The sequence below is a fragment of the Nostoc sp. ChiVER01 genome, from assembly GCF_034531155.1.
Taxonomy (GTDB): Bacteria; Cyanobacteriota; Cyanobacteriia; order Cyanobacteriales; family Nostocaceae; genus Nostoc.
The window spans coordinates 62,867-77,794 of the sequence record NZ_JAVRBS010000022.1; the positions used below are offsets into that span (position 1 = coordinate 62,867).

A 14,928-nucleotide genomic window follows, 5' to 3' on the forward strand; every position below is an offset into this window, starting at 1 on the left:
TTTTTAGTTTAAGTTGATACTAATGCACCACTGTAGTGCTCCTACATCTATCCCAACTGGCTTGAGATCATGCTGACATCAACAGCTAACTTTTTACCCAACTTGAGCAACTGAAGACACTGATTATCTGCTTCATTACCAAGGGGAGTGATACACACCGGCGCTATCTGACTGTGCAGACAACTAAAGTATAGTTCCTGCGATCGCTGTAGGGAAACATGAATATTTAGTTGATCCCCAACATCAATCAATCGTTCCAACAGTTGGATATCTGCATTAAAACTATCATTGGCATCGTGCAATAATTGCCAAAGCGATCGCGCAATTAACTGTTCTAACATCCGTTTACCGTCGGGAATATTCAGCCGACAACGCAGATGTTTTGCTTCAGTAGCGATCGCCTCCAATTCTAAGATGTGACTCCAACTCTTTTGGGGATCAGCGATATCTTGCTCAAGCGATCGTAATGTCATCAAACAACGATGCCCTAAAGCAATATCTGCTGCAACCTGTAATTCTTGCGGTACTGCTATTTCATCTCGATGAAACGCCATCAGCACACCATAATTATCACGGTACGCTTGGGTATACAACTGTCCTAAACGTGCCAGTGTTTCCTCAGTAAGTAGCCCCATAATCCGGTGGCGTTCTTCAGCAAATAGATTCTGTAAGTTGAAAGCCTCTTCGCCAAATAGCTGTGTCATCGCCAAAATAGTATGAGCCGCGCTAGCTTGTTTTAGCGCCCCAAACAGCTTTTCTTTTAATTGGCTGTAGTTACGCCGTCCGGTAAATTGCTGAATGCCGCAGTGGAAATCCCAGCCTCCCAAATGCAGAACCGCAAATACCAAGTGTTCACTTTCCCAAGTAATCTCTGATACCAGCTTTAAATTTCCTACAGCCAGAGTTAGCGATCCCATCCGTTGCATCTGGTAATCTAGCTCATTGGCAGCATAGCAATAAACCCGCTTATGATAACGCTGAGACTGTTTGTCAGCAGAATCTTTTCTCGGTAGGGAATTGTGCGCCTCTACTGGTTTGTGATTGGTAAATAGGGAAGTAATGGCATAATGGGCTGCAACTTGCTTAAAGCCAAGTTGGGCAGTTAACACGAGTTGGCGATAAATTTCCGCACCGTGTTTAAACTGATCTACATTACTGGGGGCTAAACCAAGACGTTTGACGAAGCCTTTTTCCAACTGCACACCTGCCACTTCCCCTGCCAATTCCAAAGCACGGGCGGCATAGCGCAGAATTTGTGTCCCTTCTGGACGGGAAATTTCTTCAAAAAACCAACCGCAACTAGTGAACATTAACAAAGCGTGACGCTGCATTTCTAACAAGCGCAAAGCGTCTACTTGTTCTGCTGCTGTTAGTTTATGGGTTTGATGACGGGCGAGGAAACGATTGACATTGGTAGCAGAGCGATCGCGCATTACTTGGATATATTCATCCCGTGCTAGCCAGGGATCGCGAAATAACTGTCTACCATGTTCTGTATACACCTCAGTTAGTTGATCTCGCAGCCAATTTAGCGAATCTCGTAAGGGACGACGCCATTTCTGATGCCAAACTGAGCCTTCTCCACCGCAACCACAATCATCCTCCCATCTGCCGACACCGTGGGCGCAACTCCAAGCTGTGACTGACTTTAATTCCACTTCCCAACTAGGAGAATTTAAGCTTAGGTAGTGGGCAAAGTTCGTTACCGTCCAACCCTGTTGAGGAAACTCTTTAGTAAAGGCGTAGGCTAAAGTTTTCTCAGTTCCCTTTTTGTGGTGTCCGAAGGTTTCCCCATCTGTTGCCACCGAGATTAACTGGGCCAGACGATGATCCCCACGCACTGCCGAACCAATACGTCCGGCAAAGTGACTGGAATTATAAACCACATCACTAAAACCCATGTCCCGCGATATCGGGCCATCGTAGAAGAAGATATCAATGTAAGGGGTAGAGACGCGATTAATCGCGTCTGTACTAGGGAGTGGGGAGTGGTTACTATCCTCATTCCCTACTCCCAATTCCCTACTCCCTTCTTTGATCGCACTCAGAGGTGAAGATGAAGTGTCTAGTGTGGGCTTCAAATAACAACGATAGGGACGGGTGGAATCAATCTGACTTCCACCGACTTCGATCCATTCAGGATGGGGACGTTCTGGAGTCGGGAGGGGACGGCAACGCAGTGCTTGAGACGGTGCAAGGATAATGAAACGAATACCCTCAGCAACAAGAGCTTCTAGGGTGGCGTAGTCTACAGCAGTTTCTGCTAGCCACATGCCTTCGGGATCGCGACCAAAGCGGGAGCGGAAGTCTTCTTTACCCCAGCGAATTTGGGTATATTTGTCGCGTTCATTCGCCAGAGGCATGATGATGTGATTGTATACTTGCGCGATCGCATTCCCGTGACCATGCAAGCGATCGCTACTCTTGGCATCCGCCTCTAAAATACGCTGATAAACCTCCACATCGTAGCGTTCTAGCCACGACATCAGCGTTGCCCCAATATTAAAACTGAAATACTCATAATTGTTGACGATCCCCACTACTTCGCCTTGGTCATTTAAGACTCTGGCAAAGGCGTTCGGACGATAGCATTCCCAATGAATCCGCTCATTCCAGTCATGGAAAGGTGCAGCGCTCGGTTGGCGTTCAATTGCGTCCAGATAAGGGTTTTCCCTTGGTGGCTGGTAAAAATGACCATGCACCGTCACATAAACACCATTAGCCTTTCTCAAGGGATCGGTTTCTTTAGTGTTATTGGGATCTGAATGTAATGTTAACGTTGAGCCAGAGCTAGCTGGCATTTGGGCAGCAGAAGTCATGTATATTTATCCAAAACAAAAAACTTACAGTTGTACCGAGAACATTGTGCGTAAACCTTTCTACAATAGTTTGAACACAAAATCCGGTATAAATAACAACTATGGAATCCGACTAAATTTTGACAAAGCTGTTTTATTGTAGTGGGAAATCTGCGTTATCGCACAGCCCTTTCCCTGAAGGCTTAAAGTAATTAGCCATTGAACAAAGCCTCAGTTAGGGGTTTTCTCTTGTTGGGAGTCAATTAAAATTTTAATTGTCTTTTAATAATTAAACCCCATTTTTGATGTAAAATCTTGGCTCAAATTCATAGTTTTGCAACAAAATATTACAAAAACTCATTATATCGCAATCTTATTTTACATACAGCGCAATGAACTGAAAACAGTACAATTTCTGAATTGCTCTACAGGTGGTTGAGAGTATCCTATGAAAATGCTGATATGAAAGTAATTGTTAATTCAACACTCCAAACTTAAAACTTAGGATTGCTCGCTGTGAATGATACCCTCAACTTAAGACAACGGATGTCAACTAAAAACATTATTCTTCTAGTTTTATTACTATTTATCCCAGTTTCTATAGCAGCCCACCTTCTGGGATGGGGAGAATTGATCGTTTTCATTACAGCTGGATTAGCAATTCTGCCCTTAGCAGCTTGGATGGGTACAGCCACAGAAGAAATTGCTGTTGTAGTGGGGCCATCATTGGGAGGCTTGTTAAATGCCACATTTGGCAATGCAACAGAACTAATTATCGCCCTAGTGGCGCTGAACGCTGGGTTAATAGATGTAGTCAAAGCCAGCATTACGGGATCGATTATTAGCAACTTACTACTAGTGATGGGTTTTTCTATGCTTTTAGGAGGACTGCGCTACAAAGAACAGACATTTCAGCCAATTGTGGCGCGGGTGAATGCTGCTTCGATGAATTTGGCGGTGATTGCCATTTTGATGCCGACGGCGATGAATTATACTTCTCAAGGAATTAACGAACAAACACTCCAAAATCTTTCTATTGCTGTTGCTGTAGTATTAATCTTGGTTTATGCCTTAACGCTGCTATTTTCGATGAAAACCCACTCCTATTTATATGATGTGGGTGTTGCGGAGACAGAAGAAGAGGAGATTCCTCATAAAAAACCAAATATGATGTTGTGGGTTGGCGTGCTGCTAGTATGTACCTTGCTAGTGGCACTTGAATCAGAAATGCTAGTAGATTCTCTGGAAGTGGCCACATCTCAGCTAGGTTTGACAGCGCTGTTTACAGGGGTAATTTTGGTTCCCATCGTCGGTAACGCAGCTGAACACGCCACAGCAGTCACCGTAGCGATGAAAGATAAGATGGATCTTTCCCTTTCGGTAGCTGTGGGATCAAGTATGCAGATTGCCCTATTTGTCGCACCCGTGTTAGTTATAGCAGGGCGGATATTCGGACAACCAATGGATTTGGATTTCAAACCCTTTGAATTAGTTGCTGTGGTTGTGTCAGTGTTGATTGCAAACAGTATTAGTTCTGATGGTAAGTCTAATTGGCTCGAAGGCACTTTGTTATTAGCTGCTTATACAGTGTTGGGTTTTGCCTTCTACTTCCATCCAGTTATGGAAGGTATGGGGTAGTTTAGCAGTGCGATCGCTCATAGTTTAACCCAAAGCAAGCGATCGCACTCGAGCGTGAGTCATGACAGAGCCAATTTTAGATTTTAGATTTTCTACACCAGATATCAGCAATAGTTTTTCTAACCCCAAAAGACAAAAAACTCTTCTTTCTCACTAAAAAACCGCAGAACTTAATGGAGAAGATAAAATTCCCAGTCTTAGTTAAGACTTTAAATGATTAAAACTAAAGTACCTATGACTATCAACCCAGTTCCTAAAATAATCGTCCAGGTTAATGGTTCTCCCAGAAAAATCACTGAAAACAATAAAACTAATACTAAGCTTGATTTATCAATTGGTGCAATCAGGGAAGCTTTTCCGGCTTGTAAAGCTTGGAAGTAAAAAATCCATGATAAACCTGTAGCTAGTCCAGATAATAATAAGAAAATTATCGTTTTTTGGGGAATGACTAAGATATTAACTGCGTTTCCCTGAAAAAATACAATCCCCCAAGCAACTACCAAGATAACAACAGTTCGGATTGCTGTTGCTAAATTAGGGTTCACATTTTCTACCCCAATTTTGGCAAAGATAGTTGTCAATGCTGCAAAGCCAGCCGAAAACAATGCATATATCCACCACGTTTTGCTGTTGCTTTCCATCTTCCCTCTTGATTCACCAGTCAAAATTAGCAATGTCATTTAGGCTCATGTTAAATTAAATTACTGCATACAAACTACGATCGTTGATTTACAGACAAGTCTTAAATCCAAGTCACATTCCTTTTGTGGGTGACACAAATCCAAAATCCAAAATTTAAAATCTGTTAATTACCCCCTTTTGCCTGGGACAGGAGAAAATAAAAACATATAAGAGCGATCGCCTATATGAGCTACTGCCTTAATCCTCATTGTCCCAAGCCGGAAAATCCGAATGATGTCAAGTTTTGCCGGATTTGCGGTTCTAAGTTACTCCTCAAAGAACGTTACCGTGCTATCAAACCAATCGGACAAGGTGGTTTTGGCAAAACTTTCTTAGCTGTGGATGAAGATAAACCTTCAAAACCACGCTGCGTAATTAAGCAATTTTATCCCCAAGCCCAAGGCACTAACACTCTTGCCAAAGCCGTAGAGTTATTTAACCAAGAAGCAGTGCAGTTAGATGAACTGGGCAAACATCCCCAAATTCCCGAACTACTAGCATATTTTACCCAAGACGACCGGCAGTATCTTGTACAAGAGTTTATTGACGGGCAAAACTTAGCCCAGGAATTAGCACATAGAGGTGCTTTCAATGAAATCCAAATCCGGCAACTATTAAATGATTTATTGTCAGTATTGCAATTTTGTCATGCTAGACACGTAATTCACCGCGATATTAAGCCAGAAAATATTATTTTACGTAGCGGTGATAGCAAACTAGTTTTAGTAGATTTTGGTGCTGCTAAATCTGCCACTGGCGCCGCCTTAAATCAAACTGGTACAAGTATTGGTAGTCCAGAATATGTTGCCCCTGAGCAAATGAGAGGTAGGGCTGTTTTCGCCAGCGATATTTACAGTTTGGGTGCTACTTGTATTAATTTATTAACTAAGCGATCGCCCTTCGATTCCTATGATACCAACAACGATACTTGGGTATGGCAACAATACTTGAAAACTCCTGTTAGTAATCAGTTAAGTCGCATTCTTAACAAAATGTTAGAAAGTATTCCAATTCGGCGTTATCAAACAGTAGATGAAGTTCTCAAAGATTTAAATCAACAGTCACAAGTAGCAGCCACACCAGCGATTTCACCAAAACCTATTCCTCAATCGTCACCTAATTCTCCATCTGCTTTTGTATCACCATCTCCTAGTCAAATTGATCTAGAATTAGAACAAATGAAAACCCAGTTTTTGGGTAGTAACAAACCTCAACCAAATAAAATACAACCACCAAACCCTATATCTCAGCCTTCTAGTAAAAATGAAATAGATCAAGAATTAGAAGAATTAAAAGCCAAATATCTTGGTAATAACAATCCCTAAAATTAATCAATTTACTTAACTTTTAAATCAGTATTAAAAAGAAAGTGACTCTGAAACTCAGAGCCACCCTTAAAACTGTATTCTGAAACTTTTTAACTTTTCACAATAACCTGGTGTAGATGTGTGAAAATTTACTTCTTAGCTTCAGCAATAGGTACCCATTCAGTGTGGAAAGTTCCGGGCTTATCAAGACGCAGGTAGGTATGTGCGCCGAAGTAGTCGCGTTGTGCTTGAGTTAGGTTTTGAGGTAGGCGATCGCGGCGATAGCTGTCAAAATAATCCAAGGATGCGCTAAATGCGGGTACTGGAATTCCCAGTGTTGCAGCTGTAGCAATCACTTCCCGCCAAGCAGTCTGTCTGTCGAGAATTGTCTGCTTAAATTCGGGAGCTAACAGCAAGTTAGGCAAAGCTGGATTTTCGCTAAAAGCCTTCTTAATCTTATTCAAAAAGCGAGCGCGAATAATACAACCACCTTTCCAAATCCGCGCCATTTCGCCCAGATCCAAATTCCAGTTATATGTTTTTGAAGCTGTGGATAGCAACGCCATCCCTTGAGCATAAGAACAGATTTTTGAGCAATAAAGAGCATCACGGACTTTGTTGATAAAGTCCTTGGTTTGCCCGTCATACTTGCCACTGGGGCCTGTAAGGGCTTTAGATGCTGCAACCCGCTCCTCTTTAATCGAAGATATAATCCGGGCATTAACTGCTGCTGTAATTGTAGGAATAGCAACTCCCAATTCCAATGCAGTTTGTACAGTCCAGCGTCCAGTTCCCTTTTGACCTGCTGCGTCAACAATCAAATCCACCAGGGGTTTTTTTGTTTCAGGGTCAATATATGGGAAGATATTCTTCGTAATCTCAATCAAAAATGAATCGAGTTCATCGGTGGTGTTCCACTCAGCAAACACCTCATGTAGCTGATTATGGTCTAATCCAGCAACATTTTTCAGTAAGTCGTAGGCTTCAGCAATTAGCTGCATATCGCCGTACTCAATGCCGTTGTGTACCATTTTGACATAGTGGCCAGAACCACCAGGGCCAATATAGGTTACACAAGGGCCATCATCGACTTGGGCAGCAATTTTGTTGAAAATTGGTGATAGAAACTCGTAAGAGCTTGTTGTACCTCCAGGCATCAGCGAAGGCCCATTTAGCGCTCCTTCTTCACCACCACTGACACCCATACCAAGATACCGAAGCCCAGCCGGTTCTAATTCTTGAGTGCGGCGTTCCGTATCTTCAAACCAAGAGTTGCCACCGTCGATAATGATATCGCCTTCCTCTAACAAGGGTTTGAGTTGAGCAATCACCGCATCCACTGGTTTACCAGCTTGCACCATTACTAGGATTTTGCGGGGACGTTCCAATAAGGCAACGAATTCTTCCAAAGTAAAGGCGGCTTTGACGTTCCGTCCTGTAGCACGCTGCGCCATAAACGCATCCGTTTTTTCTCGGGAGCGGTTGTAAACTGCAATTGGGAAGCCATTGCGCTCCACGTTTAGAGCGATGTTCTCACCCATAACGGCTAATCCAATCACACCAAAGCTTTGTAGTGTCATAAAAAATTTCTGGCTAACTCTTGCAGATCCTTTTACTTTAAGGGTAGTCCGATATTTTCCCTTCTCTCCTAAAGAAGACCTTAAGACTTGAATAAATGACAAAAATCCACAACTAACACGGTTAATTAATTTTAATTTGTATCTAAATCAACAATTGACTTACAAAATTTGCAAAATTTAAATAGTCAAAGGACGCAGTAAGGAGTAACCAAATAATGCTGGCATTTGTCCTAGCTTTGGTGGTTGGTTTTGGTAGTTTAGCCATTTACATAGCAGCTTTCTTTTTTCCAGAAATCCACCGCAAGAATGACTTTATCTGGAGTGGTGTAGGACTTTTCTATGCTTTAGTCTTATGGGTGTTTGCACCACGCATTACTGGGGGTTTGTTGCTGGGTCATGTGGCTAGTGTGGCTCTTTTGGTCTGGTTTGGCTGGCAAACTCTATCATTACGTCGCCAACTGGCCCCCCAAGCACAACAAACCCAAGTACCCAGTCCTGAAACGGTGAAAACTGGCATTCAGGAACAAGTAAATAAGTTCTCCCTTCAGGAACGGCTGGGGCAGTTGCAAAAAGGTCTTGGTAGCACCTTCAATGGCGTGAAAGACAAGGTGCAACAGACTGTGAGTAAAAAGACACCCACAACCCCCAAACCAGAAGACATTACTTCTGTAATAGCAGAGAAACCTGCTGTTGAGATTATCGACAAAACTACTGCTATACCAGAACAACCAGCAGAGGAGACAGTTACTACTGACACCGAAGCTAAAACCGAGAGTGTACCGGAAGCGATTCCACCACATCCCCCATCTCCTGAGTTGGTGGAAGCAGCGCAAGCAGATTTTGAAATTGAGGATAAGCAACCGATTCCCGTAGAAGAAATTGCGCCGGATGCAGTACTTGCCCCCCCGGCAGAAGTATCACCGGAAGAAATACCACCTAATCAAGCTAGTTGAATGTAGTGAAATCCAGCGTTAGCCTAATATAATGTTGGGTTTCACTATTTCTATCAGCAAGTTCCGGGTTTACCTCAGTAAATGCGAATCTAACTTTATCAACCATGTTTCGCCGCTTTTTCTTCTGCTAATGCCTTCCCTAAAACAGCAGCAGCTTCAAAAGAATCATATAAGCCAAGACTTGTTACTTTGTCCTGAGCATCCAATGGGACTAAATTTGGTTCCTTCAACAATTCGGCTGCCAATAAATGCATTAGTAAGAGTTTATCAGTTTGGGATAATTCTGTAACTAGCGGTATGAGTTCGGTAAGAAGCATAAGTTAAGGCTTTAATAAATTTAGATAAATTTTAGAGCATAGTTTAGAGAAGGCTCTTAACTAACTAGGAATAACAATTATGAACATCCAACTTAAGGCAGAATACGAGCAATTTATACAAACCCGAATTGCTACAGGTAGATATGAAATGCTGAAGATGTAATTGCTAAAGCATTGAAACTGCTGGAAGAATGGGAGAAGGGTTATCAGGGATGGGAAGATGAAACCCATAAAAAAATAGCTGTTGGGCTTGCTTCTATCGAACGTGGAGACGTAATAGATGGTGAAGTGGTGATGGCGCGACTGTCAGAAAAATTACGCCAACAGAAAGCCGTTGCTGTTTAGCTTCTTGTGCAAGATAGTGTTCTAATTCTGGTGGCAAGTTCAGGGTTAAGGTCATAAGTCTCTTTTGAGTGACACCATATATTTGAACCCTGCCAAACCAGAAAGATTTAGATTACCTACGAATACAGAGATATCCCTCAAAGACTATCGTCTTGTATTCTCTATACGGGTTTTCTCTACATGAGCTTTACGTGTCAGCAATTGCAAATTATCGATGGTAGTTAAACCACCCTGAGACATCGGTTTAATGTGATCAATTTGGAAATCTCTCCGCATCTGAGTTTTCCTTGGCAGAAAATGTAGCACCTGTAGTTAAATCTTTAACTGAAGATACAACAAAATCAGAATTAATTTTTTTAGCCTTAAACAGTGCGTTTAAAGTTATTGCGTGTTCTACATCAATTGCAAATAATAGAATTTGCTTGTATTTTCCCCTATTGTTAATATAATGATCAACAATTTGATTGTTACGCGTACTAGATTGAGCAATCTTCTCAGCAATGTCCTTTGGCAGCCTGTCAAAATCTTCGATATTTTTGATTTGCCTTGCATTCAATTCATTCAACTTTTGCTTGATTTCTATGCTCGTTTTTAAGTTTTCAAAAATCGGTTCAGCAAGAATTCCCTTGGCGATTAAATTTCTCAGATGTTCGGAAAAGATAATATCATTTGGAAAAACTAACTTTAGCAAACTCTTCTCACTCTCATCTATTCTGAAAGGGGTAGCCGTTAGTCCCAGCATTTTAAAGCCGTTATTATGACCTCGTTTTTTTAGATTATTCTTGACAGCATTAATCAATTTACGATAGGTCTTAGCTGTTGCATGATGCGCTTCATCTACAACCAAAAGAACTTCCTGTAAGTGACCAACCCAGTTTTTCAACAAGTGATCAAGCCCACTGTTTAGACTATCTTTACTGGCAATGATGATGTCATCAGTCTTTTCAATGTTTACAGGTCGATCGTGTTTAGTATGACCGGAGATAATCCGGTATCTAAATCCTGATACATTGCTCAACAATGATGAATAGGCACTAAGTTGAAGTGTCTCAAGTGCTTGGTCAAGTAGTTCATGACGATGAGCAATCCACAGAACCTTTTTATTTTTGTTAATAAAATTACGTAGTAGCCAGTGAACTGCCGTTAAAGTTTTTCCGCCACCCGTAGGTAGAACTAGCAAGCCTTCAAAGGCATCTTTATTGATTTCATTCAGTGCTTTGATTGCTTCGTTTTGGTGGGAGTATAGTTCTTTGGGAGTCTCACCCCTTTTAACTTCGATTAGACCTGCGTATGTAACTTGAACAGTTGTCATAATAAGTAAAATCCTAGAAAGACTGTGCTTTAGAGGAAAAGCTGTAACTAGCTTCAAATCAACGGATTACAGCAATTCATTACCCTAGTTGTCAGTATTCCCAAACCTATATGACGTCTAACTAGTTACTAAGATATTTATGTAGGATTGATTAAATGTATGAATAAAGACTTTAATTCAGGCGATCGCTCTTTTGAAAGTTTTAGGCTCTAAAAAGTACAATAATGATGTGCGACAGCTTACTAAAATCCCGCAACTTTAGTCGTGGAGAATGCGTTAGTTATATTAAAATTAAAAATTGTAAAATTAGGAGAGATTAGGTAATGCAGGATTCTGAATGGAGAATTAAAGTTTTAAAAGAAGTGCAGCAAATCCCAGATGCTAAGTTAGCACAACTCTATGAGATAATTCACGGATTTAGACTTAGCTCAGAAGCTAACAGCCATAACCCTGCTATCATGCAGTTTGCAGGTTGCTGGAGCGATATGTCAGATGAAGCATACGGCGAATTTTCAGACGAGATTATTATCCGTCGTCAGCAAGCATTTTCTCAAAGACGAAACCGTGAAACCAGCATTGATTGATACTGATATTTTGTCTTTGTTCTTCCGAGGCAATACCAATGTAGTAGCTCAGTTTCAGACTTACTTGATAACCTATCGTCAAATCAACATTAGTATTATCACTTATTACGAAATTCTCAGTGGCTTAAAGCACCGTGATGCCTAAAAGCAACTCACCTTATTTTTGGAATTTGTCGCCCAAAATACTGTATTGCCCCTTACTGAACAATCAGTCACCCTATCCGCAGATATCTACGCAAACTTGCGCCTCCAAGGGATTCCCATCGACGATATTGACTTGCTCATTGCTGGGGTTGCCATTGCCAATAATCTAGTTATGATTACTCATAATCAGCGTCATTTCGATAGAGTTGAAGCACTAGAGTTACAAGATTGGAGTCAAGCTTAAAGTGCTTTGATTGCAATAAAGGTTATCATGTCTATTTTATGCAGCGATCGCAGTACCATTAGAATCGATAGAAGCACACATCTAAAGTAGTTATAACAAGATTCCCGACTTTTAAAATAAGCCGAGAATCTGAGCCTTTGCAACAGGCAAAGCACTACCAATTAGATGTCAAAACCTTAATTGATAGTACAAGAATATAATCTTCAACAGAAAATTTATTCAACTTTGGCGCGGAGTGCGGGAGAGCGAAAGAGAGTTGCAAATCCAGCTTGGCGCTCATTTAAAGGTTCTATAGCATCGTTCCATAGACTTTCATAATAAAAGAAAGTTACGCCTAAACCGCGTTCTTGGGCAGCCCGCACCTGAGACTTAATTTGCTGCATGGGAACTGGATTATTTCGTAACCCTGTCATAACGCCAATTCCAGTTGGAATTATTTTTTGCGCTTCTTGAATTTCTTGGCGAGAAATATTAGCCACAAAACTTTGCAGATCCGGACGATAAATTTGCACGATTAACTCGTCCACAATATTTTGCCGTATCCAACTCAGCCAATCTTGCAGGTGAAACTTGTAAGCAAAATCATAGTAATTAGGAGAAACAGAGAAAATCGCCTGAGGTTTTCTCTGCTTCACAGCTTGGTTAAGTTGTACCATGAACGCTGTAATTTTCTCTGCCCGCCACTTTACCCATGCCACATCTTGGGAATTAGTTGGGGGACGATTCTTCGTTTCTTTGGTGTACAAAGCAATTGTATATTGGTCGTAGCCAAATTCGTGAGGCAAACTCATGTGATCATCAAACTGAATGCCATCGGCATCATATTGGGTGACAGTTTCTAGGACTAGATTGGTGATAAACTGTTGCACTTTTGGATGGAATGGATTGAGCCACATCACCTCTCCAGCCGCACTGATTGAAGTTTGGCTACCATCCCGCTTTTGTGTAAACCAATCAGGATAATTCATTGCCAATTCTGAGGTTGGGGGAGCCATGAAACCAAACTCAAACCAGGGAATTACCAGCAATCCTTGGCGATGGGCTTGGTTAATCAGGTCTGCTAGAATATCATGTCCATCTGAACCTTTGTAGACAAAAGGTTGAATACCTGCACGTTGTGCGATCGCACTAGGATACATCACATAGCCAGAATTCCACACCACAGGATAAATTGTGTTAAAGTTCAGCCGTCGTAATTGACTTACGGCATCCTTTACTTTGTCTCGATTTTTGAGGGTATCAAAATCATTAGTGGTCATCCAAACCCCGCGAATTTCCGGACGGGGTATCTGTGCGATCGCAGGAGTGAAACTGTCCACCAACAATACAGTAAAAAAGGATATTAAAATGAGAATTGGAAAAAAAGATTTGAGTAGTCGTCGCCAATTTTGAACAATAAAAGATGATTTCATAAATTTGAATGATGCATTAACTACCCACACATGCCATTGCTCGTTTTGATGATTTAATTCACTAACCATTAGTCTACAAGTATTTATGCTTAGTACAGAATTGATGAGTTGGTAGTTGTTCGTTCCCTGCTTCTGGAACTTTTGCACCAGAAAAACTAAAGCAGACAAATTAAGATAGTTAGACGCAACTAGTAGGCATTTGTGCCCAATAGATATTGGAATGGGGTATTGAGCATGGGAAAGAGGACTTGGGGACTCTTGAGAATTGGGGACAAGGGGAAACACTGGTTGCAAGTTCTGATTTAAGTCCCCTTGTCCCCTTGTCGCCTTGTCCCCTTGTCTCCCTGCACCCTGCCCCCTGCCCCCAATCTTCTCACTCCCCCACACCCCACCTGTGTCACAATAGAGAACTGTAATAAGAAAAATATTGTTAAGGTAATTTAGTGAGTCCAACTGCTCAATCCACGGCAAGTGCGCGTCGCGTGGTATTTCCTTTTACGGCAATTGTGGGCCAGGAAGAAATGAAACTGGCGCTCCTATTGAACGTGATTGACCCCAAAATTGGTGGTGTAATGATCATGGGCGATCGCGGCACCGGGAAATCCACAACTATCCGGGCGCTGGCAGATCTACTGCCAGAAATTTCTGTGGTTGCCAATGACCCCTTCAATAGTGAACCTAGCGACCCCGACTTGATGAGCGATGAAGTCCGCCAATTGTTAGAACAAGGGGCGGAAATTCCTGTAGCTCACAAAAAAGTCCAAATGGTAGACCTGCCACTAGGAGCTACAGAAGACCGAGTTTGTGGCACAATCGACATTGAGAAAGCTTTATCTGAAGGTGTCAAAGCCTTTGAACCGGGACTGCTAGCAAAGGCTAATCGAGGCATTCTCTATGTGGATGAAGTCAACTTGCTAGATGACCACCTTGTAGACGTGCTACTAGATTCCGCCGCGAGTGGATGGAACACTGTAGAACGGGAAGGTATTTCTATCCGTCACCCAGCCCGTTTTGTTCTTGTGGGTTCTGGAAACCCAGAAGAAGGCGAACTACGCCCGCAATTGCTTGATCGCTTTGGGATGCACGCAGAAATTCACACCGTAAAAGAACCAGGCTTGCGGGTGCAAATCGTGGAACAACGGGCGGATTTTGACCAAAATCCTCCAGCATTTCTCGAAAACTACAAACCCCAGCAAGAAGCACTACAACAACAAATTGTCAATGCTCAACAGCTTTTACCAGAAGTGAAAATTGACTATGAACTGCGGGTGAAAATTTCTGAAGTCTGCTCAGAACTGGATGTAGATGGTTTGCGGGGTGACATTGTTAGTAACCGCGCCGCCAAAGCCTTAACAGCTTATGAAGGACGTACAGAAGTTACAGTAGATGATATCCACCGCGTAATTACGCTATGCTTGCGTCACAGGCTACGGAAAGACCCTTTAGAATCGATTGATTCTGGCTACAAAGTCGCCAAAGTTTTTAGCCGCGTCTTTGGCGTCGAACTACCAGAAGGTGATATTGCACAAAAAAACGGCACAGGTCAAAAATTAGGGGCTAGGAGCTAATTAATTTTGGATTTTAGATTTTGGATTTTGGATTTTTCCTTCAAT

General features: G+C 42.0%; 14 protein-coding genes and 1 pseudogene. 8 read left to right on the forward strand and 7 right to left on the reverse strand.

The annotated features are described in order from the left end of the window. Positions 1-47 precede the first annotated feature (47 nt). On the reverse strand, positions 48-2,819 hold the full coding sequence (locus RMY00_RS25065; RefSeq protein ID WP_322650140.1) for a DUF3536 domain-containing protein: 2,772 nt from the start codon (positions 2,817-2,819) through the stop codon (positions 48-50). Positions 2,820-3,344: 525 nt separating this feature from the next. Here RMY00_RS25065 and cax point away from each other — a divergent pair. Further along, on the forward strand, positions 3,345-4,436 hold the full coding sequence (cax, locus tag RMY00_RS25070; protein WP_322650141.1) for a calcium/proton exchanger: 1,092 nt from the start codon (positions 3,345-3,347) through the stop codon (positions 4,434-4,436). Positions 4,437-4,645: 209 nt separating this feature from the next. Here the strand turns inward: cax and RMY00_RS25075 are convergent, their stop codons facing one another. Beyond that, on the reverse strand, positions 4,646-5,116 hold the full coding sequence (locus RMY00_RS25075) for an EamA family transporter (RefSeq protein ID WP_322650142.1): 471 nt from the start codon (positions 5,114-5,116) through the stop codon (positions 4,646-4,648). A 186-nt stretch (positions 5,117-5,302) separates the two neighbouring features. Between RMY00_RS25075 and RMY00_RS25080 the strand changes: the two genes are divergently transcribed. Further along, the gene (locus tag RMY00_RS25080; protein WP_322650143.1) at positions 5,303-6,442 is read left to right on the forward strand and encodes a protein kinase domain-containing protein; all 1,140 of its coding nucleotides are present in this window, start codon (positions 5,303-5,305) and stop codon (positions 6,440-6,442) included. Positions 6,443-6,573: 131 nt separating this feature from the next. Here the strand turns inward: RMY00_RS25080 and gndA are convergent, their stop codons facing one another. Continuing rightward, the gene (gene gndA / locus RMY00_RS25085; RefSeq protein ID WP_322650144.1) at positions 6,574-8,004 is read right to left on the reverse strand and encodes an NADP-dependent phosphogluconate dehydrogenase; all 1,431 of its coding nucleotides are present in this window, start codon (positions 8,002-8,004) and stop codon (positions 6,574-6,576) included. Between the two features lie 215 nt (positions 8,005-8,219). Between gndA and RMY00_RS25090 the strand changes: the two genes are divergently transcribed. Further along, positions 8,220-8,957, forward strand: a complete 738-nt coding sequence (locus RMY00_RS25090) for a Ycf66 family protein (protein WP_322650145.1) — start codon at positions 8,220-8,222, stop codon at positions 8,955-8,957. A 98-nt stretch (positions 8,958-9,055) separates the two neighbouring features. On the opposite strand, the gene RMY00_RS25095 is transcribed toward RMY00_RS25090, so the two are convergent. Next, positions 9,056-9,274: a hypothetical protein gene (locus RMY00_RS25095; protein ID WP_322650146.1), complete on the reverse strand. Its 219-nt coding sequence runs from the start codon at positions 9,272-9,274 to the stop codon at positions 9,056-9,058. Positions 9,275-9,353: 79 nt separating this feature from the next. Here RMY00_RS25095 and RMY00_RS25100 point away from each other — a divergent pair. Further along, positions 9,354-9,619 (forward strand): annotated as a pseudogene (locus RMY00_RS25100) (ribbon-helix-helix domain-containing protein). 144 nt (positions 9,620-9,763) lie between these two features. Here the strand turns inward: RMY00_RS25100 and RMY00_RS25105 are convergent. Beyond that, a complete protein-coding gene (locus tag RMY00_RS25105; protein WP_322650147.1) occupies positions 9,764-9,895 on the reverse strand; it encodes an HNH endonuclease signature motif containing protein in 132 nt (43 codons plus the stop codon). After that, positions 9,873-10,931: a DEAD/DEAH box helicase gene (locus RMY00_RS25110; protein WP_322650148.1), complete on the reverse strand. Its 1,059-nt coding sequence runs from the start codon at positions 10,929-10,931 to the stop codon at positions 9,873-9,875. Before RMY00_RS25110 ends, RMY00_RS25105 begins: the two co-directional genes overlap by 23 nt. 323 nt (positions 10,932-11,254) lie before the next feature. On the opposite strand from RMY00_RS25110, the gene RMY00_RS25115 reads away from it, so the two are divergent. Genes RMY00_RS25115 through RMY00_RS25125 form a run of 3 tightly spaced genes read left to right on the forward strand, consistent with a single transcriptional unit; the run spans position 11,255 to position 11,903 of the window. Further along, on the forward strand, positions 11,255-11,515 hold the full coding sequence (locus RMY00_RS25115) for a hypothetical protein (protein WP_322650149.1): 261 nt from the start codon (positions 11,255-11,257) through the stop codon (positions 11,513-11,515). Next, positions 11,496-11,660: a hypothetical protein gene (locus RMY00_RS25120; protein WP_322650150.1), complete on the forward strand. Its 165-nt coding sequence runs from the start codon at positions 11,496-11,498 to the stop codon at positions 11,658-11,660. The genes RMY00_RS25115 and RMY00_RS25120 overlap by 20 nt, the downstream gene beginning before the upstream one ends. Positions 11,661-11,678: 18 nt before the next feature. Further along, positions 11,679-11,903, forward strand: coding sequence for a PIN domain-containing protein (locus RMY00_RS25125; protein ID WP_416212099.1), 225 nt, complete (start codon positions 11,679-11,681; stop codon positions 11,901-11,903). A gap of 215 nt (positions 11,904-12,118) precedes the next feature. On the opposite strand, the gene RMY00_RS25130 is transcribed toward RMY00_RS25125, so the two are convergent. Then, positions 12,119-13,315 carry a glycoside hydrolase family 10 protein gene (locus RMY00_RS25130; RefSeq protein ID WP_322650152.1) on the reverse strand — a complete coding sequence of 399 codons (1,197 nt, stop codon included), beginning with the start codon at positions 13,313-13,315 and terminating at the stop codon, positions 12,119-12,121. 443 nt (positions 13,316-13,758) lie between these two features. Here RMY00_RS25130 and bchI point away from each other — a divergent pair, with 443 nt between their 5' ends. Further along, positions 13,759-14,883: a magnesium chelatase ATPase subunit I gene (gene bchI / locus RMY00_RS25135; protein ID WP_322650153.1), complete on the forward strand. Its 1,125-nt coding sequence runs from the start codon at positions 13,759-13,761 to the stop codon at positions 14,881-14,883. The last annotated feature ends 45 nt before the right edge of the window (positions 14,884-14,928 follow it).

Bases quoted from the DNA above. Each gene is read 5' to 3' on its own strand.
- RMY00_RS25065 (WP_322650140.1), bottom strand. From the start codon at position 2,819: ATGACTTCTGCTGCCCAAATGCCAGCTAGCTCTGGCTCAACGTTAACA.
- cax (WP_322650141.1), top strand. From the start codon at position 3,345: ATGTCAACTAAAAACATTATTCTTCTAGTTTTATTACTATTTATCCCA.
- RMY00_RS25075 (WP_322650142.1), bottom strand. From the start codon at position 5,116: ATGACATTGCTAATTTTGACTGGTGAATCAAGAGGGAAGATGGAAAGC.
- RMY00_RS25080 (WP_322650143.1), top strand. From the start codon at position 5,303: ATGAGCTACTGCCTTAATCCTCATTGTCCCAAGCCGGAAAATCCGAAT.
- gndA (WP_322650144.1), bottom strand. From the start codon at position 8,004: ATGACACTACAAAGCTTTGGTGTGATTGGATTAGCCGTTATGGGTGAG.
- RMY00_RS25090 (WP_322650145.1), top strand. From the start codon at position 8,220: ATGCTGGCATTTGTCCTAGCTTTGGTGGTTGGTTTTGGTAGTTTAGCC.
- RMY00_RS25095 (WP_322650146.1), bottom strand. From the start codon at position 9,274: ATGCTTCTTACCGAACTCATACCGCTAGTTACAGAATTATCCCAAACT.
- RMY00_RS25105 (WP_322650147.1), bottom strand. From the start codon at position 9,895: ATGCGGAGAGATTTCCAAATTGATCACATTAAACCGATGTCTCAGGGT.
- RMY00_RS25110 (WP_322650148.1), bottom strand. From the start codon at position 10,931: ATGACAACTGTTCAAGTTACATACGCAGGTCTAATCGAAGTTAAAAGG.
- RMY00_RS25115 (WP_322650149.1), top strand. From the start codon at position 11,255: ATGCAGGATTCTGAATGGAGAATTAAAGTTTTAAAAGAAGTGCAGCAA.
- RMY00_RS25130 (WP_322650152.1), bottom strand. From the start codon at position 13,315: ATGAAATCATCTTTTATTGTTCAAAATTGGCGACGACTACTCAAATCT.